Source organism: Pseudomonas putida (assembly GCF_002741075.1).
Taxonomy (GTDB): Bacteria; Pseudomonadota; Gammaproteobacteria; order Pseudomonadales; family Pseudomonadaceae; genus Aquipseudomonas; species Aquipseudomonas putida_T.
In genome coordinates this window covers 3,249,075-3,269,369 of sequence record NZ_CP016634.1, presented here as the reverse complement: position 1 = coordinate 3,269,369, position 20,295 = coordinate 3,249,075, and the positions used below count along the sequence as shown (strand labels likewise).

Annotated in this window: 21 protein-coding genes; 13 read left to right on the top strand and 8 right to left on the bottom strand. The window is 63.0% G+C overall.

Translation table 11 applies throughout. The annotated features are described in order from the left end of the window. Positions 1 to 18: 18 nt before the first annotated feature. Complete coding sequence (locus IEC33019_RS15410; RefSeq protein ID WP_001223964.1) at positions 19 to 2,475, bottom strand: ATP-binding protein; 2,457 nt, start codon at positions 2,473 to 2,475, stop codon at positions 19 to 21. A gap of 392 nt (positions 2,476 to 2,867) precedes the next feature. On the opposite strand from IEC33019_RS15410, the gene IEC33019_RS15405 reads away from it, so the two are divergent. The 4 genes from IEC33019_RS15405 (at position 2,868) to IEC33019_RS15380 (ending at position 7,206) form a co-directional block, all read left to right on the top strand. Continuing rightward, positions 2,868 to 3,695 (top strand): DUF932 domain-containing protein, encoded by an 828-nt coding sequence (locus IEC33019_RS15405; protein ID WP_003092327.1) that lies wholly within the window; start codon positions 2,868 to 2,870, stop codon positions 3,693 to 3,695. 80 nt (positions 3,696 to 3,775) lie between these two features. Next, the gene (locus tag IEC33019_RS15400) at positions 3,776 to 5,845 is read left to right on the top strand and encodes a ParB/RepB/Spo0J family partition protein (RefSeq protein ID WP_000994919.1); all 2,070 of its coding nucleotides are present in this window, start codon (positions 3,776 to 3,778) and stop codon (positions 5,843 to 5,845) included. Between the two features lie 61 nt (positions 5,846 to 5,906). Next, the gene (locus tag IEC33019_RS15395) at positions 5,907 to 6,116 is read left to right on the top strand and encodes a hypothetical protein (protein ID WP_022580212.1); all 210 of its coding nucleotides are present in this window, start codon (positions 5,907 to 5,909) and stop codon (positions 6,114 to 6,116) included. A 775-nt stretch (positions 6,117 to 6,891) separates the two neighbouring features. Next, positions 6,892 to 7,206 carry a DUF736 domain-containing protein gene (locus IEC33019_RS15380; protein ID WP_001273857.1) on the top strand — a complete coding sequence of 105 codons (315 nt, stop codon included), beginning with the start codon at positions 6,892 to 6,894 and terminating at the stop codon, positions 7,204 to 7,206. A 312-nt stretch (positions 7,207 to 7,518) separates the two neighbouring features. On the opposite strand, the gene IEC33019_RS15375 is transcribed toward IEC33019_RS15380, so the two are convergent. Next, positions 7,519 to 7,812, bottom strand: coding sequence for a helix-turn-helix domain-containing protein (locus IEC33019_RS15375; protein ID WP_006379425.1), 294 nt, complete (start codon positions 7,810 to 7,812; stop codon positions 7,519 to 7,521). 287 nt (positions 7,813 to 8,099) lie between these two features. Between IEC33019_RS15375 and IEC33019_RS15370 the strand changes: the two genes are divergently transcribed. From IEC33019_RS15370 to IEC33019_RS15320, 9 genes are all read left to right on the top strand, one after another. After that, on the top strand, positions 8,100 to 8,447 hold the full coding sequence (locus IEC33019_RS15370) for a DUF2958 domain-containing protein (RefSeq protein WP_016487838.1): 348 nt from the start codon (positions 8,100 to 8,102) through the stop codon (positions 8,445 to 8,447). A 342-nt stretch (positions 8,448 to 8,789) separates the two neighbouring features. Continuing rightward, complete coding sequence (locus IEC33019_RS15365; protein WP_003092318.1) at positions 8,790 to 9,560, top strand: DUF2285 domain-containing protein; 771 nt, start codon at positions 8,790 to 8,792, stop codon at positions 9,558 to 9,560. A gap of 111 nt (positions 9,561 to 9,671) precedes the next feature. Next, entirely contained in the window at positions 9,672 to 9,956 is a 285-nt protein-coding gene (locus IEC33019_RS15360) for a helix-turn-helix transcriptional regulator (protein ID WP_001247107.1), read from the top strand. A 26-nt stretch (positions 9,957 to 9,982) separates the two neighbouring features. Beyond that, positions 9,983 to 10,828, top strand: a complete 846-nt coding sequence (locus tag IEC33019_RS15355) for a replication initiator protein A (RefSeq protein ID WP_022652188.1) — start codon at positions 9,983 to 9,985, stop codon at positions 10,826 to 10,828. A 241-nt stretch (positions 10,829 to 11,069) separates the two neighbouring features. After that, positions 11,070 to 11,708: a ParA family partition ATPase gene (gene parA, locus IEC33019_RS15345; protein ID WP_003092312.1), complete on the top strand. Its 639-nt coding sequence runs from the start codon at positions 11,070 to 11,072 to the stop codon at positions 11,706 to 11,708. Then, positions 11,705 to 11,968 (top strand): hypothetical protein, encoded by a 264-nt coding sequence (locus IEC33019_RS15340; RefSeq protein WP_000147048.1) that lies wholly within the window; start codon positions 11,705 to 11,707, stop codon positions 11,966 to 11,968. Before parA ends, IEC33019_RS15340 begins: the two co-directional genes overlap by 4 nt. After that, positions 11,965 to 12,522 carry a DUF2840 domain-containing protein gene (locus IEC33019_RS15335; RefSeq protein ID WP_023093372.1) on the top strand — a complete coding sequence of 186 codons (558 nt, stop codon included), beginning with the start codon at positions 11,965 to 11,967 and terminating at the stop codon, positions 12,520 to 12,522. The genes IEC33019_RS15340 and IEC33019_RS15335 overlap by 4 nt, the downstream gene beginning before the upstream one ends. Next, entirely contained in the window at positions 12,519 to 13,106 is a 588-nt protein-coding gene (locus IEC33019_RS15330) for a S26 family signal peptidase (RefSeq protein WP_003092304.1), read from the top strand. Before IEC33019_RS15335 ends, IEC33019_RS15330 begins: the two co-directional genes overlap by 4 nt. 448 nt (positions 13,107 to 13,554) lie before the next feature. Next, entirely contained in the window at positions 13,555 to 15,558 is a 2,004-nt protein-coding gene (locus IEC33019_RS15320) for a relaxase/mobilization nuclease domain-containing protein (RefSeq protein ID WP_000132148.1), read from the top strand. Between the two features lie 66 nt (positions 15,559 to 15,624). Here IEC33019_RS15320 and IEC33019_RS15315 read toward each other — a convergent pair whose 3' ends face one another. From IEC33019_RS15315 to IEC33019_RS15290, 6 genes are all read right to left on the bottom strand, one after another. Beyond that, positions 15,625 to 16,224 carry an ABC-type transport auxiliary lipoprotein family protein gene (locus tag IEC33019_RS15315; protein ID WP_003124411.1) on the bottom strand — a complete coding sequence of 200 codons (600 nt, stop codon included), beginning with the start codon at positions 16,222 to 16,224 and terminating at the stop codon, positions 15,625 to 15,627. Positions 16,225 to 16,316: 92 nt separating this feature from the next. After that, on the bottom strand, positions 16,317 to 17,246 hold the full coding sequence (locus tag IEC33019_RS15310) for an MlaD family protein (RefSeq protein ID WP_000433686.1): 930 nt from the start codon (positions 17,244 to 17,246) through the stop codon (positions 16,317 to 16,319). Between the two features lie 91 nt (positions 17,247 to 17,337). Further along, complete coding sequence (locus tag IEC33019_RS15305) at positions 17,338 to 18,150, bottom strand: ABC transporter ATP-binding protein (protein ID WP_024944155.1); 813 nt, start codon at positions 18,148 to 18,150, stop codon at positions 17,338 to 17,340. A gap of 5 nt (positions 18,151 to 18,155) precedes the next feature. After that, entirely contained in the window at positions 18,156 to 19,313 is a 1,158-nt protein-coding gene (locus IEC33019_RS15300) for an MlaE family ABC transporter permease (protein ID WP_000063629.1), read from the bottom strand. After that, on the bottom strand, positions 19,310 to 19,930 hold the full coding sequence (locus IEC33019_RS15295; RefSeq protein ID WP_000837791.1) for a DUF3313 family protein: 621 nt from the start codon (positions 19,928 to 19,930) through the stop codon (positions 19,310 to 19,312). Before IEC33019_RS15295 ends, IEC33019_RS15300 begins: the two co-directional genes overlap by 4 nt. 15 nt (positions 19,931 to 19,945) lie before the next feature. Beyond that, positions 19,946 to 20,293 carry a DMT family transporter gene (locus IEC33019_RS15290; protein ID WP_038421338.1) on the bottom strand — a complete coding sequence of 116 codons (348 nt, stop codon included), beginning with the start codon at positions 20,291 to 20,293 and terminating at the stop codon, positions 19,946 to 19,948. Positions 20,294 to 20,295: the final 2 nt, after the last annotated feature.

Genomic DNA, 20,295 nt, shown 5'->3' with positions numbered 1-20,295 from the left:
GCCCTCGCGGCCTGATGCTCAGGCCGTCGCAACCTGAATCATCTCGTCGTAATGTTTCTTGTCCACCTCTTCCAGCCACTGGAAGATGTTCCCGATGACGCTGTGGCTTTCGCCTGCCAAGTTTTCTGCGGATTCCTCTGTTATCTCAATAACGTCGCTATGTGAATACTTATTGATAAAGCGGTAGATTTTTTCTTTAAGCTCTGGTGTCGTGATGGTGCAATCTTTTAGGCCAGCCTCCATCAATTGACTAATGTCGCTTCGACGCCTTGGATATTTGAAGGTGAAAAACGATTCAACAAGCTTTCGGGCGAGGTTGGCGGTCAAGAACGCCTCATCTCGATTGAGTGTTGTGTGCGCCCTATATTCGTAGAGCTTCTTGAAGATATAGTGGTACTCGGAACCGTAGTTCTTGAGTGAGTCGTCGGCATCCACAAGTAGGGAGTGACGAGGGGAGCCAGGTGGCGCATCCAGGCGATAAAAGAAGCAATTCTCGGCGTTGCCTTTTTTGACTCGATTCCTATTGGTGCCAGTGAACCAGTCTCTCACTAGCTTAAAGTAAGTGAAGTTGTGAGTCAGCACAAAAAGTTGCTTGGCTTCAGTGCATTGCGTTCTCAAAAACGAGTAGGCGTGAAACAAGTGATTAGAATCAAAGCTTGAGACCGGATCGTCAACGACGACGATCGTATCCTTGATGTTATTTCCATTTTCTTTGAGCTTCGTGATGAAATAGACAAATGCAATCGCAGTTTTCTCACCTTCGCTCAAATTCCCATCGTGCTCACCAACCCCGTTTCTGATGATCTCATAGCCTTTCTTCTTCTGATTGAAGTTCAGGCAAAGCTCAGAGCGGCCAATGAAGCGATGCAGGATGTCATTGAACTCCTTTGCCCCGACCGTTTCATTCGAGAGCGCCGCTTCTATGGCTCCGACCTCTAGACTAATTTTTTCAATTTCCTTATGGTCGTTCTTTGCTTCTGACTCAAGGTCATTGCACTTCTTCTCACTTCCAGCATAGTCAAACTCTTGCACCTCAGCCGCAGCAAAGTGAAGCTCCAGTGCCACCTTGCTTTTTGAGGTCTCAGATTTGAAATTTGAAGTCTTATTGTTGTGCTTTCCAACGAGAGCAACAATCGATTTCAGGATGTCATTGAAATTGGTGACATCGTCTTCAACCACATCCGAGATCTGAATGTCTGTCTTCCCAGGGTCTGTGATCTTGGCCTTCAGGGCTTCCCGCCAGGCGTCGATTTGCTGGTCGATCTTTTCAGCAGCAGTTGCGTAGTCCTTTTGAAGCTTCTCTGCCTCGGCCGATAGTTCTTTATAAAACTCGGTCGATGCGGGAAACTGATTAGCTGGAGCGCCTTGAGATTCAATCCATGTCGCCGCGTTCTGAAGTCGGCTCTGAAACTCCGTGAACTCCTTGCTGAAGTGGGCAGCAAGCGCCTCGGCACGAAGCTGGGCGAACGGAGAGCCGCAGAACTCGCAGGATTGCGAGTCGTGGTTTTTATGGATTTCCAAGCCTGCTTGAACCCATTCGCGGATTTCCGGGTTATCGGTCAGCCGCTGGATTGCTTGATTGACCGCCGTAGTCCCAATCAAATCTCTGATGCGGCCCGCCGCTTTCTTAAAGTAGTCCGGCTCAATGGCCGTTGAGGCGAAAGCAATGCTTGGAAGCTGATCTGGCTTGGCGGCATTCGTAAGGTCGATAACCCTCTCATCTGGAAGAACCGACTCCGCCTTGATAATTGTCTCGCCGTTATTCTGTATGAAGTTGAAGAGCTTGCGGCGGTCGTAATTCAAGTAATAACTGTCGCTCGTATCAATCGCCTGAAGTCCAAGCTTCATTTTCTTGGCAGCATTGGTCAGGAACTTCTCTAATGCCTCACGCTGCTTCTTGATATCGCTTTGCTTGTCGTCGTGAGCCTTCTTTTTCGACTGAAGCTCGCTCTTCAGCTTCTCCAGCTTCTGCAAGTCATCAATCTTCTCTTTCGCAATAAGAAGGATGCTCTTTACGGATTTGTCCCAATCAATGTTCTCATGCACGAAGCGTTGATTGAAAACATGAATATTCAATTGGGATGAGTGGAGTGTGGATTCCGTGATCGTTGAGCCATCCTCCAGAACTACTGAAAATTGGCCCGTGCTGAAGCGGGGAACCATCGAGCGAAGCTCAAAGCAAGAGAATAGATTCGATAACGTTGACTTGCCTGTTCCATTCCAACCATAGACCAGGTTGTACCGGCCGAACTTTTGGATCTTCGTTCCATTGAAGTCGCTGAAGATTCCGAACTGTTTGAGGCGGTTGATGCAGACAATCATCTCTATATCTCCGTGTTCTTGCTTTCCCATCATTTGCTTGCGAAACAAATGGTAAACGAAGAGTCCTCTTGCGTCTCCGCTTCGCGGATCGCGCTGCTCCAGGTTCGCTAGTCGCTCATCCCTGGCGGGACTGGCTTCGCCAGCCTTCCGCATCGCTGACGCCTACGGCCCGGCTTCCAGCTTCGGGCCTGCGCGCTTCGCTTGCGTGCGGTCAGCACAAAGGGATGGCCGTTGCCTTGTCCAGCCGTCTCCCCTGACTTCATCACCTTACCCGCGACCGTAGCCCGCGACCGTGTGCCGTCAAGGCGCGCAGGGCCGTGTCCTCGGCTGCGCCTGCGGGCCGCACCAACCCTGCGCTTGGCTCCTTGACGGCCCCCGTCCGCGCGCTCCTTTGGGCGCGGGCGATGAACTCAGGAAAGACGGTGGCAACAGGGCCAACCGGGTTCCTCGTGCCGACCGCACCAAACAGCCGAAAGGCTGGGCTCCGAATCTAGAAATCCGGTGTGCGGTGTGAACAGCAAACCTCTTTTGTCAGGAGAAAGACCATGCAACTCGCATCCCGTTTCGCTTTCCGCTCCCCCTCGCTGCGCAGCGATTACCCGCTGTCCGACGACCAGATTCACCGCGTGGCCCCGTCCATCTTCGCGGATGCCCCGCACGAGAGCCGTTCGCAGCGGTACGCCTATATCCCCACCGCCGCCGTGCTGACCGAGCTTCGCAAAGAAGGCTTCCAGCCTTTCATGGTGACGCAAACCCGCGTGCGCGACGAAGGCAAGCGCGAGCACACCAAACACATGATTCGCTTGCGCCATGCCAGCCAGATCAACGGCGCGGAGGCCAACGAAATCGTGCTGCTGAACTCGCACGACGGCACCAGCAGCTATCAGATGCTGGCCGGAATGTTCCGGTTCGTGTGCAGCAATGGCCTTGTCTGCGGCAACACCGTGGCCGATGTGCGAGTGCCCCATAAAGGCGACGTGGCCGGTCTGGTCATTGAGGGGGCTTACGAAGTCTTGAGCGGTTTCGATCGGGTGAAGGAATCGCGCGATGCCATGCGCGGCATCACCTTGGACGATGGCGAATCCGAAGTGTTCGCCCGCGCCGCGCTCGCCCTCAAGTACGACGACCCCGACAAGCCCGCGCCCATCACGGAATCGCAAATCCTGATGCCGCGCCGCTTCGACGACCGCCGCCCCGACCTGTGGAGCGTGTTCAACCGCACCCAAGAAAACCTGACCCAAGGCGGGCTGCGTGGCCGCAGCGCCAACGGGCGCCGACAGCAAACCCGCCCGGTGCAGGGCATCGACCAAAACATCCGACTAAATCGCGCCCTCTGGCTGCTGGCCGATGGCATGCGCCAGTTGAAAGCCTGAATCCCCACGCGGCAGGGGCAGGCAGCAGCCCTTGTCGCTTTCTTCGCTGCTGCATCCCTGAACCGATAGGAGTTATCACCATGAACGCCGTTACCCAAACCGAAGCCCGCGCCATCAACACCGCCGCCGCTATCCCGCTGGAAGCCGCTGATCCGACCAAGAACCTGATTCTGGTTCCGCTGTCGCGGCTGGTGTCGCGTCCCACTGGCCGCAACGTGCGCAAGACCCCGCGCATGTCCATTCCCGAACTCGCCGCCAGCATCCAGCGTGTCGGCCTGCTGCAAAACCTCATCGTGATTGCCGCCGCCGATGGCGAGCATTACGAGGTCGTGGCCGGTGACCGTCGCCTCGCAGCGTTGAAGCTGCTGGCGAAAAAGCACCGCATTAGCAAGGAATGGGAGGTGCCTTGCCTGCTGGTGGCCGATGGCACCGCCCGCACGGCCAGCCTCACCGAGAACGTGCAGCGCGAAGCCATGCACCCCGCCGACCAGTTCGAGGCGTTCGCCGCGCTCGTGGCCGAAGGCCGCAGCATCGAGGACATTGCAGCGGATTTCAGCGTCACGCCGCTGGTGGTGCAGCGCCGTCTGAAACTCGCCAACGTGTCGCCGCGCCTGCTGGCCGACTACCGGGCCGAGGCCGTGAGCCTTGACCAGTTGATGGCCCTCGCCATCACCGACGACCATGCTGCGCAGGAAGCCGCGTTCTACGATGCGCCCACATGGCAGCGCGGCCCGCACAACCTGCGCGACCGCCTGACCGAACGCGAAATCGACGCCTACCGGCATCCGCTGGTGCGCTTTGTCGGGCTGGACGGCTACGAGCAGGAAGGCGGTGGCATCCGCCGCGACCTGTTCGCGGAGGGCGACAAAGGCGTGTATCTGACCGATGCCGCACTGCTGGAACGGCTGGCGCAGGACAAGCTGGCAGGTATCGCCGCCAAGGTGCAGGCCGAGGGCTGGGCGTGGGTGGATGCCACGCCGGGCATGACCCATGCCGATCTGCAAGCCTTCCAGCGTGCGCCAAGGGAACGCCGCAGTCCGAACAAGCGCGACGCGCAGCGCATCGAGAAGCTGCAAACCAAGCTGCACGAACTGGCCGAGGCGGTGGATGCCGCGCTGGACGACGAGGACGAGGAAAAGGCCGATGCCTTGCAGGAAGAAGGCGAACGCCTGGGCGAGCAGTTGCAGGCGCTGGAAGATGGCTTGCTGGACTATGCGGCCAACGTGAAGGCCGCAGCCGGTGCCATTGTCACCATCGACCGCGACGGGCAGGCCGCGATTCATCGCGGGCTGCTGCGCGAAGCGGAGGCCAAGGCACTGCGCACGCTGGAGCGGCTGCGGCAGGGTTTCGGCAGCGAAGGCGAAGCCGCGAACGAGGACGCAGGCGAGGACGACGAGCAGCCCAAGACCGCCGCCATGTCTGACCGACTGGCGCAGCGGTTGAGCGCGCACCGTACCGCTGCGCTGCAAATCGAAGTTGCACGGCATCCGCAAGCAGCGCTGGCCGCCGTGGTGCATGGCATGGTGCAGACCGTCTTGCAGGAAAGGCACTACGGGCACGACCTGCCGCTGGGTGTGCGCCTCACGGTGCAAGACCGGCTGGAAGGCATGGCCCCGGACTGGCCGGAATCACCCGCCGCCGTGGCGCTGCGCGAACTGCAACAGGTGGCAGGCGAAACCTTGCCGGAGGACAGCGCCGAACTGTTCGCCGCGCTGCTGGCGAAATCACAGGATGAACTGGTGCGGCTGTTGGCCGTGTGCTTAGCTTCCACGGTGGACGTGGTGACGCCTCGCGCCACGCCGCACCAGCCCGGCGCGGAACTGGCGCAGGCCGTGGGGCTGGATATGGCCGCGTGGTGGCAGCCCACCAATGAGGGTTACTTCCGGCATGTGCCGAAGGCCGCGATTCTGGAAGCCGTTGGCGGGTTCGCGCCCTCGCACGTCACCCGACTGGCGAAGTTGAAGAAGGGCGACATTGCCAGCGAAGCCGAACGGCTGGCCGCTGGCACCGGCTGGATGCCCGCCATCTTCCGCTCCGAAGGCCCGCAGCAGACCGGGCAGGACGCGCCGGCGGATGGCGAAGCCGAAGCACAGGAAGAAGTGGCCGCCGTGGCGGATGACCAGCCGCAGGCCGAGGCTTTGGCCGCGTGACTTCGCACCGTAGATAGCGCCCCGGTTCCGGCCGGGGCGCTTCATGTTGAGGATGCCTGCCATGACCCACCAACCCGCAAACCGCCCCCGCATAGCTGCGACCTATGCCTCCGGCACGGTGCGCGCCCGCCGCTGGCACGGCGACGGCGACGTGCGCGGCTACCGTCCGCCGCGTGGCTGGACGGCCCGCGCCGACCTGACCGATCTGCATCCCCTCACGGGCCGCGCCTTGCCGCGCGCCGTGTGGTGGATCATCGAAACCAAGGAATAACGAGCCGCACCGGCCCCAAGCCGTGCCGCCTTGGGGCCGGTGGTCGAAAACTCCGGGCGCGGCGGTGGCCGCGCCCGGTTTCACTGCTCAAAGCCAAAACGCCCCATCGCCGCCTTCGGACAGGCGGCGATGGGGCCACGCACAAGGGCGCTCGTGCGCGAAATCCACGAAGCCAGCAAGTGTGGCGGCGCATCGCGCCGCCAACGATTCGACCGAGCCCCGCCGCAATGGGCGGGGCTGGTGTGGCTACGCCCCGGCTTGCTGCGGCAGGTTGCACGAAAGCGTGCCGTCCCCGACGCTGGCGGTTCGTTGTCTGTACGTCACGAAAGACGGTTCACCGACACGCCGCCCAGCCTCGCTTCTATGGAGCTTCCACACCACGCCTCAGTATGTGGCCGTGAGCTGCGGCAGGGGCGCTCTGGCCTTGTCGTCGGGGCATTGACCTGGCCCGCGTCAGGGCGCAAGCCGGTGCAGCCGTCACGCGGGGATGCCGAGTTGGCCACGTCTCCATTCGGGAGCGGGCGGCCTGTGCGTCCTTGTCTTGTTGTGAATCCTGGCGGTGGCGCGGCTGCGCCTTGTGCTTGATGGCCGCAACCTTGCAGCGAAAACAATTTCCCCTGCGCTGCGCGCATTCCTCGCGGGACAAATTCTTTTCGCTTCCAGGTTCTCCACGTTGTTGCGACCGCTGTGCGGTGCGACCAGCCCATCCCCCGCCGGCCGGATCACAACAAGGACGCACTGGCGCGACCTTGTTCAACCCGAAAGGAGAAACATCATGGCTAACATCGGCACCTTCACCGCAGAGAAAGACGGCTTCACCGGCACGCTTCGCACCCTGACGCTCAACGTCAAGGTCAAGCTGGTTCCCAACGACAAGGGCGACACCGAGAACGCCCCCGACTTCCACCTGCAAGCGGCTGGCCACGAAGTCGGCGCAGCGTGGAAGAAGACCAGCGAGGCCGGGCGGGAATACCTGTCCGTATCCATCGACGACCCTTCGTTCCCGGCGACGGTCTATGCCCGCCTGATCGAGAACGAGGACGGCACGCACGACCTGATCTGGTCGCGCAACAAGCCGAAGGCGGCCTGACAGCCGCTTACCGCGTCCCGCCCACTGCGGCGGGGCGCGATGCTGCTGATCGCAGCACCGCACGCGCAGGATTTCTGCTGCTGCCGCGTGCTGGATACGCCCGTCACGGCGGGCCTGCATGCGTGCCTTGTGGCTCGCAATCCGTGTCAACGAGCGGTGTGTGGCGTGTCGGCGCTGTAAGCGCCGCCGGGCTTTCGGGCTTCGCCCCGTGCCGGCAAGCCGTCACGGCCATCCGGCTTCAATCCCTCACGCCTTCGCGCCTGCGGCGCTGCGCGCTCCGCTTGCTGCAATTCAGTACCACACGCCAACGCGCTAAGGCGTGTCGGGCTCTTCCAATATCGCCCTGAGTTCCTGGCGCACCTGTGCCAGCAATTCATCAGCTTCGCGGGTGCTGTCACCGGCATAAGCCAATGTGAGCAGCGTGAGCGGATGCACTTCCATGACCTCGCACAGATCGGCCAGCTTCTGGATGGTTGGGCTTTTCAGGTCGCGCTCCAGCGTGCTCATGTAGGTGCGACTGGACACGTTGGAGAACGCTTCCTGGCTCAAACCACGCGCCTTCCTTACCGTCCGAATCGCCGCTGCCAATGAGTTCTTCGCTGCCACCTATGGTTTCCCCAAAAAACCAAGATGACAGCCCATTGCGCCCTATAGGACTACAATCTATAGTGTTCATTTGGTGGTGATGTTTTCCTTTTCCGTGCTTTTACGGAGATCCGCATCTGCGGATTTCCTCAGACCCAGGGAACCGCATCCGTGTCTTTCCTGACTTCCACCAATACGCCTTCGTGCCTCTCCGCTTTTGCGGCTTCGTGCGCTTGCGCATACGTGCATCCGTCCGCAGGCACAGATGCGCCTCGGCGATTGCGTGTGTTCGTGGAAGGGGCGCGGCCTTGACCACGCTTGTCACCGAGGAAGACCGGGTGCACCTACTGGCCCACGGCCTCACCCGCGCCGCAGGCCAGGAATGTGACCCGCTGCCCGTGGTGCGCCTGTTCACACCGGACGCACATGCGACCTGGCTATTGGCCGCGCTCGATCCGACCGATGGCGATACGGCCTACGGCCTGATCGACCTCGGGATCGGGATGCCTGCCCTGGCGACGGTGAAGCTGTCCGATCTGGCGTCCATCGTCGGGCCGCTCAAGCAGCCCGTGATACGAGATCGGTATTTCCAGCCGACGCGGCCGCTGTCGGAATACGTTCGACTGGCTCAGGAAAACGGTTCGATCACCGATTGACGCATTCCAGCGCGACCAGGCAAAAAGTATCGCATTGTGACTATTTCGGTCTTAGCCAAGACCTGGCAAGTCTTGATCCGCATGCTTGCACCAGGGTGGTGCGCTCCTGACCAAAACAGTCATGATGCCAGGCGCGAGATTCGGCACGGTGTTCAATGCTGCACCCCATTTCCGGGCGGTGCAGTCGTCGCATTTAGACGATTTCGGCAATGCACTGGAGCGAATCTGTCTTGACACCAGCAGTTAAAGCGTAACCCGAGTTTGATGACCACTTGATGGCGATTCGATAGCTCCCGCACAGCGGAATTGTGGCGACGTTCCCAGAAACAGGGAGGTTTCGCCATGACTGACCGCAGCAGCCAACACTGGTATCCCACGGCCGCGTATCTCTACACGCTGCACCTCGATGGCCCAGCGCTGGCTTGGGAGTATTTGCGCAGGAATCCAAGCTACCGGCGCGACTGGCTACGCCGGCGTCGCAAGCCTGATGCGGCGCAGGCCTGGGGCCTGCGCCTGCTGGAAGATCCCGGCCTGGATGCGCGCGACGCACATCCTGCTTGGTTCCCCGATCACGATGCCGTGGTGCAGCTATACCCCGACGCCGACCCACCACCCGATGCGCATACCTTCGAGTTCTGGCGCATTCCTGGGCGCAAGCAACTGACCCACGACGGCAAGCGCCTGGTGCTCGTATCGCATTGGCCAGGCTGCTGCGTTCGGCTGGCACTCGCACCCGACCTGGAAGATGGTTCGGCCTATCTCTACGCCACACGCGCCTGCGCCACGCCCTGTGCGCGCTACCGCACGCTCGCTGCGAAGCTGGATGCGCTATCTGCCGCAACCGTGGCCACGCCTGTGGCAACAGCCCGCTCCCGCCCCACGCCCGCCGCGCTGCTGGAACTGCATACCTTGCAAGCGCTCGACGCGACCCTCGCGGGAGCCTCCTTGCGCGAGGTGGGCGAAGGTCTGTTCGGCGCGGATGCCGTCGCGGCCGACTGGCACAAAGACAGTGCATTGCGTGCCCGCGTACGGCGGCTGGTACGCCGCGGCGATGAGCTGATGCACGGCGGCTACCGCCGACTAGCGCAGCTTCCAATGTTCCCGTCGCATTAGGGGGGACGTTTCTCGACCCGTGCGAATCGTCCCTTAGCAAGAAGCCTTGCTTTCTTGAGAGTGCCTCTATCCGGCCGCGTGGTGTGGCCGGGCTTGATGGAGGTACATCCCATGCGACCTGCTCCCTCGCGGCCTGCCGCCGCTGCCGTCACTGCGACCTCGCAGCCTCAACGCTACCTGACAAACGACGAAGCCGCCGACTACCTGCGGCTGTCGCCGCGCACGCTGGAGAAGCAGCGGGTGATCGGCGGCGGCCCCAAGTTCCGCAAGTTCGGCCGCCGCGTCATGTACGCGGTGTCCGACCTCGATGCCTGGGCCGACCAGCGCAGCTACGAGGCCACGTCCGATCCCGAATACGCCGAGCGCCACGCGGGCGACTACCGTGATGGCCGCTGATCGTCGGCGCGTGGGTGGCCTTCGCCATGTCCAGCCCGCCAGGGCAAGCCTTGCCGCAGCGCGAACAGCTCGATCTGTTCCGCGCGCTGCCGGGCGACATGGCGCCACGCGATTCCCAGGACTTGATGGCCTTTCCGTTCTTCTCGCTTGCCAAGTCGCGGCGCACGGCGCCGATCGACTTCCGCAGCGGGAACGTCACCATTCGCGTGGAAGGCACGCAGGAGCACGGCATCGCAACGATATGGGATGCCGACGTGCTGATATGGGCCGCCTCGCAGATCGTGGAGGCGCGCGACGCGGGCCTGCGCCCGTCGCGCTGGATACGCGCCACGCCTTACGAGATTTTGCGCTTCATCGGGCGCGGCACGTCCCTCAACGACTACCAGCGCCTGAAGGCCGCCCTCGACCGGCTGCAATCGACCACGGTGGCCACGTCCATCCGCGAAACCACGGGAAGGCGCTTGCATCGCTTCTCGTGGATCAACGAGTGGAAGGAACTCGCCGACGCCAGCGGCACCCCGCTGGGCATCGAGCTGATCTTGCCGGACTGGTTCTATGCCGGCGTGCTCGACGCCGCCCTGGTGCTGACCATCGACCCGGCCTATTTCCGCTTGAAGGGCGGTATCGAACGCTGGCTGTACCGCCTGGTGCGCAAGCATGGCGGGCGGCAGGAGCACGGCTGGCAATTCGACTTCCGACACCTGTACCGCAAATCCGGCAGCGCGGCCCGCTTCTCGGACTTCGCCTACGACGTGCGCGCCCTGGTGGCGCGGCAGTCGTTGCCCGGCTACGTCCTCGGCATCGAGCGGATGCCGGACGACAACACCGAGCTGCTGACCTTCCGGCCCGTGCCGCACGCGGCACGGGGATAACTGCGGGAGAACCTGTGGACGGCCTCGTGCTATCAGGAGTACCGGGTATCGTGCTATCAGGAGTACGACCCTCGTGCTATCAGGAGTACGAAAACGCCGGAAAGCCAACAACGGCGCGGGTTTGCGTTCCCTCTAACTTACCTAACAAGAAATACATAACTTTTAGTAGAAGCGCGCCGTTTCGGTGGACAACCACGAAACGGCACGGCCAGGCCGGCTTTCCAGCTCGGAGGGCCGCGCCATGATCTTCGCGTTTCTCAACCAGAAAGGCGGCGTCGGCAAGACCACGCTCGCCACGCACATCGCCGGCGAACTGGCGATGCGCGGCCTGCATGTCATCCTGCTGGATGCCGACCCGCAGGGGTCATCGCTCGACTGGACGCAGCGGCGTAGCCAGCAGGGCCTGCCCCGTCTGTTCAGCGCCGTGGGCCTTGCCCGCGAAACGCTGCATCAGGAAGCGCCAGAACTCGCCAGGCGGGCCGATCACATCATCATCGACGGCCCGCCGCGCATCGCCGCCCTCGCGCGTTCCGCGCTGCTGGCGGCCGAGCGCGTGCTGATCCCCGTGCAGCCCAGCCCCTACGACGTATGGGCTTCTGCCGAGATGGTCGCACTGATCCGCGAAGCACAGGTGTTCCGGCCAGCGCTGCGCGCGGCCTTCGTCATCAACCGGCGCGTCAGCACCACCATCATCGGCAGGGAGGCACGGCAATCGCTGGCCGAACAGCCGCTGCCCGCGCTGCGCTCGGAGATCCACCAGCGCATCGTCTTTGCCGACAGCGTAGCCGCTGGCCGGCTCGCCCGCGAAACCGCGCCCGACAGCGCCGCTGCCCGCGAGATCGCCGCGCTCACCGACGAACTGCTGCGGTGGCCGACATGACTGGGAAGCCACCACCACGCAGCAAGCGCGTCGGCATCGGTGCGCGTCCCCCAGCGAATCCGCACGCCGAAGCGTGGATTCGCCAGGGCGACGCAGATGCCGTGCAGAAAGGCGACCTCTACACCGCTCGACTGACGCTCGACATCACGCCCGCCATGCGGGCGCGCATCAAGGTGTCGGCCTTCACGCGAGGCGTGACCGTAGCCGAACTGCTGCGCGACCTGCTGGAGCGGGAGTTTCCCCCGGAGGGCACGCCGTGAACGCATCCGCTTCGACCGCCCACACCCCCAAAGCAAGTGCGCCCACGGCTGCGCCGCCGCCGGCGCCTTCGACACTCGCCGGCCAGGCCGGCAACGTGCCGCTGACGCGCGTGGCGCTGGCCTACATCGAACCGCGCTTCAAGCTCTACCTGCGCTTCGGCGAACCGGCGCGCACGCTCCAGCTCGACCGCTGGCGGCGCTGCGCCGTGTTCCTGCCGAACGCGGTTCTGTGCCGCATCCGTTGGCAGGCCAACGACTACGGCACGATCCGCTGGCAGCTCATGGTGATGCAGACCGCCACGCCGCTGGACGCCGTGCAGCGCATCCCCGGCGTGCAGCCGGGCGCGCGTCTGCTGCTGCACGCCGAAGGCGATGCCAACGTGCGCGCCGTGCTGGAACGCATCGACGGCATCGAGGCGCTGGGCATCGCAGCCGCAGACACATCGCCCGCGTACTGGCGCACGCTCGCGAACCGGCTCGCAGCGCGCTCGGCGCTACCCACATACACCGCAGAACGGCACGCCGCCTGGCTGGCCGGGAGGGCATTGCCATGACCACGATTTCCACGACCGGCCCCGTGCCGCATCCTCGCTCGCGCCTGCGCGCTCGCCTCGTGCTGGCAGGCTTCGCCACCGTCGGCCTCGCTGCGCTGGCCTGGGCGGCGTTCGTGCAGCCCCTGCCGCGAATGGCCTACAACCCGTCCGACAGCGTGGCGGTCGGTTGGTATCGCATCGAACCGTTCGACCCGCGCACCGCCTCGCGGCCACGTCCGCTGTCCGTGGACAGCATCGTGCTGATGCCGCTGCCCGACAGGGCCGCCATGCTGGCTGCGCAGCGCGGCTACCTGCCGACCCGCGTTCCGCTGCTCAAACGTGTGGGCGCAGTCGCGCCACAACACGTTTGCATCGTCGCCGGCCAGGTTCGCATCGACGGCGTGCCGGTGGCCGCCGCCCTGCCTGCCGACCGGCTGGGCCGGCCGCTGCCATCCTTGCAGCTTTGCCGCCGTCTCCAACCGGGCGAACTGTTCCTGTTGAGCGCGACCAACCCGGCGTCGTTCGACAGCCGCTATTTCGGGCCGGTCAGCGCGTTCGCCGTGATCGGCGTTGCGCATCCGATCTGGCTGGAGACACGTCCATGATGGCCGCCGATTCGCTGCACTTTGCCGCGCCTCTCATCGTGCCATCGGGCATGTCGTTCTACTGTTCGTCGCCGTGTCGTCGCGCGTGCAGTGCGGGTGCATTCGCACCGCACTTCGCGCTGCCTTCGGCGCAGCCGCCCAACGTGCAGGCGTCTTGCCTCGAACGCGCCTGGCCTGCGGCCATTGGCGTGTTCGCCGGCGGGCTGGCTGCTCGTGCAGCAGCGCCGCCGGGCCGCCGATGCCCGGAGCGGGAGCGAGGGGCAAAGGCGGAAGGCAAGACAAAAGGGTTCGGCACTCTGCCGCCCGCAAAGCCAGTCTGCACGTGGGGGTGGCGCGGCACGGCGCGGCTTCGCCGCCGTGCCGCGTGGGGCGCGAGGCACGCGCCGATGCAGGCATGTCCGCGTGCTTCGCACGCTCGGACACGCCGGAGCTTGCAGGGAGCACAGCCATGACCGACCGCGGCGACCATGATTTCTGGGTGCGCCCTGGCGCGCCGAAGAACCGAGGCAAAGGCCAGGGCCAGAGCTTCGTTTCCAAGGTGCTCAAGCAGGCTGGCAAGGCCAGCGGCGGCAAGTCGGCGGTGCGCCGTCCTACCGCTGGCGGGAGCGGCCAGCACGCCGGCCAGCGGCCCGGCTCACGGCTTGGACGCGGCCATACGGCGGCGCGCTTCGCAGGCGCAAAGCTGACCCCTATGTCACGGCGCGTGACCATCAAGACGCTGCTGGTCAACCAGCGCAACGCCAGTCCGCAGTCGCTCGCCAAGCACCTGCGCTACATCGAGCGCGACGGTGCCGGCCGGAACGGCGAGCCGGGCCGTGCCTACGGGCCGCAGACCGACGAAGCCGACCTCGATGCCTTCAAGGAACGCTGCCAGGACGACCGACATCATTTCCGCTTCATCGTCTCACCTGAAGACAGTGCGGAGCTGGACGACCTGCGCACCTACACCCGGCACCTGATGAACCGGATGGAGGCCGACCTGGGGACGCGGCTGGATTGGGTGGCGGTCGATCACTGGAACACCGACAACCCGCACACGCACCTGATCGTGCGCGGACGCGACGATACCGGCAAAGACCTCATCATCGCGGGCGACTACATCGCCCACGGCTTCCGCCATCGCGCCGCCGAGCTGGCGACGGAATGGCTGGGGCCGCGCACCGAACTGGAGATCCAGCAGACCTTGCAGCGCGAGGTGGAGCAAGAGCGGTGGACGAGCCTCGACCGCACGTTGCAGCGCGAGGCCGGCGAGGATGGCCGGGTGCAGATCGAACGCTTCAACGAACCCCGGCTGCAACGCCAGCGCCTGCTGCTGATCGGCCGCCTGCAACACTTGCAGCGCCTGGGCCTGGCCGACGAGGTGCAGCCCGGCACCTGGGCCGTCCATGCGGACGCGGAGAAGACCTTGCGTGCCCTGGGCGAGCGTGGCGACATCATCCGAACGATGCAGCGGGCCATGAGCGGCAAGCCTCGCGAGCTGGCGGTGTTCGAGCCGGGCGACGACGGCCGCACTATCGTCGGTCGCGTGGCTGCTAAGGGTCTGGCCGACGAGCTGCACGACCGCGGCTATCTGGTCATCGACGGGTTGGACGGCAAAGCCCACTACGTCGCGTTGGACGCCCGCGACGAGCTGGCGAACTATCCCATCGGCGCGGTGGTGGAGGTACGCGGTTCCGCCGAGGTGCGGGCGGCCGACAAGAACATCGCCACGCTGGCGAGCAATGGCCTGTACCGCACCGATCACCACCTGGCGATCGAGCAAGGCCGAGCCAAGCCCGGCCGCGACCCGCAAGAGGCTGTGGCGGCCCATATCCGCCGGCTGGAAGCCCTACGGCGGGCCGGCATCGTGGAGCGCGTGGCCGAGGGGTTATGGAAGGTGCCGGACGACTTGGCCGAGCGTGGCCGCCAGTACGACGCGCAGCGGCTGGGCGGCGTGGCGGTCGAACTGAAATCGCATCTGCCGATTGAACGGCAGGCCCGCGTCATCGGCGCGACCTGGCTGGATCAGCAGTTGATCGGCGGCGGCAAGGGACTGGGCGACCTGGGCTTTGGCGGCGATGCTAGGCAAGCCTTGCAGCAGCGCGCCGACTTCCTCGAAGAACAGGGGCTGGCCCAGCGGCGCGGGCAGCGGCTGATTCTCTCCCGGAATCTGCTGGAAACGCTGCGCAATCGGGAGCTGGCGCAGGCCGCCCAGCACATTGCCGCCGATAGCGGATTGGAGCATCGGCACGTCACAGACGGGCAGCGCGTAGCCGGCATCTACCGGCGCTCGGTCATGCTCGCCAGCGGTCGCTATGCGCTGCTCGATGACGGCATGGGATTCAGTCTGGTGCCTTGGCGGCCGATAATCGAGCCACGACTGGGGCAGCAGATCGCCGCGACTGTACGCGGCGGCGGTGTGTCATGGGAGGTTGGACGGCAAAGAGGTCCTGGGATTGGATCGGGGCCGTAGGCTGTCGTACCGAGTTAAGGTGTCGAGCAGCGTTTTGGCCCTAGCTTCTGTGCTCCGTTAAGACGACTAGTCTGTGCTTATCGACGACGCTGTGGGTGCATGGTTGCTTGCCAATTCCGGTGCAACTCGCAAACGCGCTGCCCCGACCTGAACTGCCCATTCAACGATCTGCCCGGCCAATATATCCGTGGCGACACCGAACGCGCTCACCACATCGGCCTCTCGCTTGCTGCCTGTGGCTTGGATTGCTTCGAAGCGTCTACTGGCAATAGCAGTCCGTTTGGCCGGATCGACCAGTTGCACATCGAGCCGAACCGCGGCGATCGCTTCAGTGCCGCGGTATTCGAGCTGGAACGCCCGCAGCGTACTGCGCAACTCCATATCGGCGCTCATTGGGGTGCTATCGGTAATCACGGAAGTCGACCGCCCATCGCGCATGAAGGCTTCGACGATTCGGTCACGCAGCAGCACCGGTGCGGGGTCGGCCCAACGCACTCCTTGCCAAGCCGACAAGCGACCATCGGGCTGCGCAATGAACAGCCGCTCCGAATCCAGGACGCGACTACTCTCAGGGGCGTAGACGCGCAGCGCCCCGGGTCCCGGAACGGCGCGCGGCGTACTCTCCGCCTGGGCGATGTGATAGTCGGGCAATTTGTAGGTGACCATTGGAGCTGCTTTGGGAAGCACACTGCACGCGGACAAGCCGAGTACTAGCGTCATAGTCACGGCAGCGACGGGAATCATCCTGGCGGAAGTGTTCACGGCTTGGTTTCCTCAATGTTCTCTCCACCGAGCAGGTATTGCGCCGGATTGCGATCCAGTCGGCGCAGCACGGTGTTTAGATTGGCCAGCGCCTGCTGGAGTTCGTGCATGGCAGGACCTGTGGCGGCCAAGCCCTGGTTCAGCGATTCCTGATTGTTTTGCAGTAGCGTCTCAACCCTGAAAGCGGCGCGTTCGAGGGATGCCGTTGCATCACGCGTGTTCACCATGATTTGCTTACCATCGTTATTTAGTAGCAGGTTGGCATCGCGAAGAGTGCTATTTGCTTGGCGCACGGCAGCTGTCGATTCTCTGCTTGCTTCGGTCAGATTGCTGATTAACGTCGCGATCTCGGCCCTCTGGTCAGCGACCGCGCCCGTGGTCTGTTCAAGATTCACCAGACTGCGGTGCACAAGAGCCAAATTCTCCTTCGACAGTAACTCCTGCGTGCGCAGCAAGATGCCGTTGAGTGTCGTCATGCTGTTCCCCTCACCGGAGACCAGGGATGCCATCGCCGAACGTGGTGCGAGGATCAACGGTTCCTCGTCCTCTCTCCGATCCAGCAATGGCACGTTTGGCCCACCGTCGCTCAACTCGATCACCGCGTTGCCGGTAATTCCCGTGATGACCAATTCAGCGCGGGTATCCTGCCGGACCGGGATGGTGGCATTGATGCGTACGCGCGCTATCGCCCGCCTTGGGTCTCGCGGTGAAAGAGAAAGTGCAACGACTTCGCCAATCGTGATTCCGCTGTACTGAACCTGGCTGCCGGGCGTAAGCCCGGTCACTGGCTCATCGAACATAATCCGGTAATACTGGTAATCGTGGTCGGAACGTGTGTCGCTGAGCCAAAGCGCGAAGCCAATACCAATCGCACCGAGCAGCACGACGAACAGACCAATGAATACATGATGGGCACGTGGTTCCATGATCAGACCACCTCGTTCTCAGAGTTTAAATATTGCGTGCGCCCAGCCCAATGCGTGCGCGACGGAAGAATGATGCAGATGCGGAGGGGTTTCATGGCTGCGTCTCTTGGCTGGAAGCACCAGTGGCCTGTGCGGCCGCACGGCCACGGGGGCCGTGAAAGTATTCCTGTATCCACGGGTGCTTGAAGCGCTCGACTGCCTCGATGCCGTCGTTGATGAGTACCTTCTGGTTCGCCAGGACCGCGACACGGTCGCATATGGTGTACAGCGTATCGAGGTCGTGGGTTACCAGAAACACCGTGAGGCCCAGTGCATTGCGCAGGGTCAGAATCAATTGGTCGAAAGATGCAGCCCCGATTGGATCCAGTCCTGCGGTGGGTTCGTCAAGAAACAGGATGTTCGCATCAAGCGCCAAGGCTCTCGCCAGTGCTGCTCGTTTCACCATGCCTCCGGACAACGAGGCCGGATACTTGTCTCCCGCTCCGGCAGGCAACCCCACCAAGCCCAGCTTGCTTCTTGCCAAACGCTCGGCAAGAGGCCGCGCCAGACCGACATGCTCGATCAAAGGAAGAGCGACGTTCTCCAAGACGGTCAGCGATGAATACAACGCGCCCTTCTGGAACAGAATGCCGAACCTTCGCTCCATACGCGCGCGCGCAAGCCATTGGGCTCGCAGTAGGTCGCGCCCCCCGATACGGACCACGCCCGAATGCGGCTTCTGCAGCCCGACGACGCTACGCAAGAGCACGGATTTCCCGGTGCCTGACCCTCCCACCACGCCAAGGATTTCCCCGCGCCGCACGTCCAGGTCTAGGTCCTGATGGACCTGCTGGGTTCCAAACCTGTTGTCCAGGCCGCGCACTTCAATAGCGTGTCGCACACCGTTGTCGGTGTCTTGCTTCACCGCGCTCACCAGCCCATCTCCATGAAGAACAGTGCAGCGATGGCGTCTATCAGGATCACCATGAAGATTGATTGCACGACACTAGACGTCGTGTGGTCGCCTACCGACTCAGCGCTACCGGCGACCTTGAACCCTTCATGGCAGCCGATAGCGGCGATCATCACCGCGAAGAGCGGGGACTTGCTCATTCCGACAAGAAAATGGCGCACCTCGATTTTTTCCTGCACGATGGCAAGGAACTGTGCGGGAGGAATTTCCAAGCTCAGTGCGCATACGGTGGCGCCGCCCGCAATGCCAGCCAAGATGCCTACTAAGGTGAGCAGTGGCAAGGACACAAGAAGCGCCAGCACGCGTGGCAGCACCAGTAACTCGATGGGGTCGAGCGCGTTGGAGCGAAGCGCATCGATCTCTTCATTTGCCTTCATCGAACCGATTTGGGCGGTGTACGCGCTTGCGGTACGGCCTGCAATCAATATGGCCGGGAGCAGCACTCCGAACTCGCGCATGAACGAGAAGGCGACCAGATGCACCGAGAAGATGCTCGCACCGAAGTTGGCCAGCACCGTTGCTCCCAGGAACGCCACCACCATTCCTACCATGAAGCTCAGTAGCGCCACGATGGGAATGGCGTCCACCGCTGATCGCTGGATTTGAGCGATCACCGAGGTCGCGCGCCAGCGACGCGGGTGACGAACGGTACGGCTCCATGTTTCGATGATCTGGCCCACGAACCCGGCCAGACCAAGACACGCACGACAGCCCTGTTCCAAGGTCAGGCCTATGCGTCCCAGACCGCGGAGCAGAGGATTCCCGCTCACCGCTGCTTTCTCCGTCTTCTGCTGATCGGTAGCAGCGGCGGCCAGCGCTCTCATTAGGGCGAGGCGATCCGAGGACAGATTTGGAGCTGCCTCCGGCCGGTCGAGTATCGAGTCTGGCCCGAGAATTTCCACCAGCAGAGCCGCGCCGGCGGTGTCCAGTCTCTGGACTTGCGTCCAGTCGAGTAAGGGAGTGGCGTACCCCTCGGCATGACTGATGCGGGCGGCGGACACGGATTTTGCCAGACTGGCGTAGTGCTCTATCGTCCAGTCGCCACCCGCCAGCCATTTGTGATCACCGCCGACCATGGCATCCTGCCGGAGCCAAGCCTGTGAAGCGTTGCTCATGGCTGCGTGTCCCGCCAAGCGCTGTCGATGCGCTCGATGCAGTTCGTGATCGCCGCTTTGGCATGACCCAGCAATGTGTACGAACCGGCGAACTCTTTAATGACGTTGCCGCGCTCGAAGCAACTGGCGGCAGCAACCCGGCGTCCCGTCCTTAAATCGACTGCTTCGAACTCTAGGCTGGCACCACCCGTCGTCACGGGTCCAACCAGCAGGGTCGTCATTGCATTGACTGCCCGATTCGGTGTCTGCAGTTCGGTGACCGCTACACGCACCCGAACCTGTCCCGCGCCACCTGGGGGGGCGGGACTTTTGCCTTCCTGGCGTTTCAGTTCGCTCGTCACATGGTCTAGCACTTCGCGCTGCTGCGCGTCATCGAGCCCATCGATGCGACCCGAGGCGGTCTTGATCTGCGCTTCTTCCACCACGACAGCGGCATAACGCTTGGGCTCGAATCCCGCTGCGCGGTACATCAGTACGTTCTCGTATCGTGTCGGCGATAACTTCTCGTAGTCGCCGAGAAATCCGGAGCGCGTCATGCTGTTGGTCGCGCATCCAGAGAGCGCGCCTGCTACGCAAAAAAAGATGCCGCCGCGGATCAATGCAGTTTTGCTCTTCATAATGGGTCTCCTTGATCAAACGAAACTAAGACAGGCAATGCCTGCTGCGATGAGGGCGGTGCCAGACCAGCGCGTTACCGATGCGACATCGCCTAGTAGGAGGGCGCCGACGCCCAAGTTTCCAAGTAGCCCGATTCCTGCCCAGGCTGCAGAGGCCGCGCTGATCGGAATCCGCTTGAGCGCGAACCACAAAAGTGCGCCGCTGGCCGCCATGCACGTCACTGCCACACAGAGGCCGACCCAGCGCATCGGACCGCCCGCCGTGATGGCCCGCAGGCCCAGTGGATAGCCCGCTCCTAGAACCCCTGCGGCAATGACAATCGACCAGGATTTCCAGATCAGCGGATGGGTGCTGAATCGCATAA

Bases quoted from the DNA above. Each gene is read 5' to 3' on its own strand.
- IEC33019_RS15410 (WP_001223964.1), bottom strand. From the start codon at position 2,475: ATGCGGAAGGCTGGCGAAGCCAGTCCCGCCAGGGATGAGCGACTAGCG.
- IEC33019_RS15405 (WP_003092327.1), top strand. From the start codon at position 2,868: ATGCAACTCGCATCCCGTTTCGCTTTCCGCTCCCCCTCGCTGCGCAGC.
- IEC33019_RS15400 (WP_000994919.1), top strand. From the start codon at position 3,776: ATGAACGCCGTTACCCAAACCGAAGCCCGCGCCATCAACACCGCCGCC.
- IEC33019_RS15395 (WP_022580212.1), top strand. From the start codon at position 5,907: ATGACCCACCAACCCGCAAACCGCCCCCGCATAGCTGCGACCTATGCC.
- IEC33019_RS15380 (WP_001273857.1), top strand. From the start codon at position 6,892: ATGGCTAACATCGGCACCTTCACCGCAGAGAAAGACGGCTTCACCGGC.
- IEC33019_RS15365 (WP_003092318.1), top strand. From the start codon at position 8,790: ATGACTGACCGCAGCAGCCAACACTGGTATCCCACGGCCGCGTATCTC.
- IEC33019_RS15360 (WP_001247107.1), top strand. From the start codon at position 9,672: ATGCGACCTGCTCCCTCGCGGCCTGCCGCCGCTGCCGTCACTGCGACC.
- IEC33019_RS15355 (WP_022652188.1), top strand. From the start codon at position 9,983: ATGTCCAGCCCGCCAGGGCAAGCCTTGCCGCAGCGCGAACAGCTCGAT.
- parA (WP_003092312.1), top strand. From the start codon at position 11,070: ATGATCTTCGCGTTTCTCAACCAGAAAGGCGGCGTCGGCAAGACCACG.
- IEC33019_RS15340 (WP_000147048.1), top strand. From the start codon at position 11,705: ATGACTGGGAAGCCACCACCACGCAGCAAGCGCGTCGGCATCGGTGCG.
- IEC33019_RS15330 (WP_003092304.1), top strand. From the start codon at position 12,519: ATGACCACGATTTCCACGACCGGCCCCGTGCCGCATCCTCGCTCGCGC.
- IEC33019_RS15320 (WP_000132148.1), top strand. From the start codon at position 13,555: ATGACCGACCGCGGCGACCATGATTTCTGGGTGCGCCCTGGCGCGCCG.
- IEC33019_RS15315 (WP_003124411.1), bottom strand. From the start codon at position 16,224: ATGGTCACCTACAAATTGCCCGACTATCACATCGCCCAGGCGGAGAGT.
- IEC33019_RS15310 (WP_000433686.1), bottom strand. From the start codon at position 17,246: ATGGAACCACGTGCCCATCATGTATTCATTGGTCTGTTCGTCGTGCTG.
- IEC33019_RS15300 (WP_000063629.1), bottom strand. From the start codon at position 19,313: ATGAGCAACGCTTCACAGGCTTGGCTCCGGCAGGATGCCATGGTCGGC.
- IEC33019_RS15295 (WP_000837791.1), bottom strand. From the start codon at position 19,930: ATGAAGAGCAAAACTGCATTGATCCGCGGCGGCATCTTTTTTTGCGTA.
- IEC33019_RS15290 (WP_038421338.1), bottom strand. From the start codon at position 20,293: ATGCGATTCAGCACCCATCCGCTGATCTGGAAATCCTGGTCGATTGTC.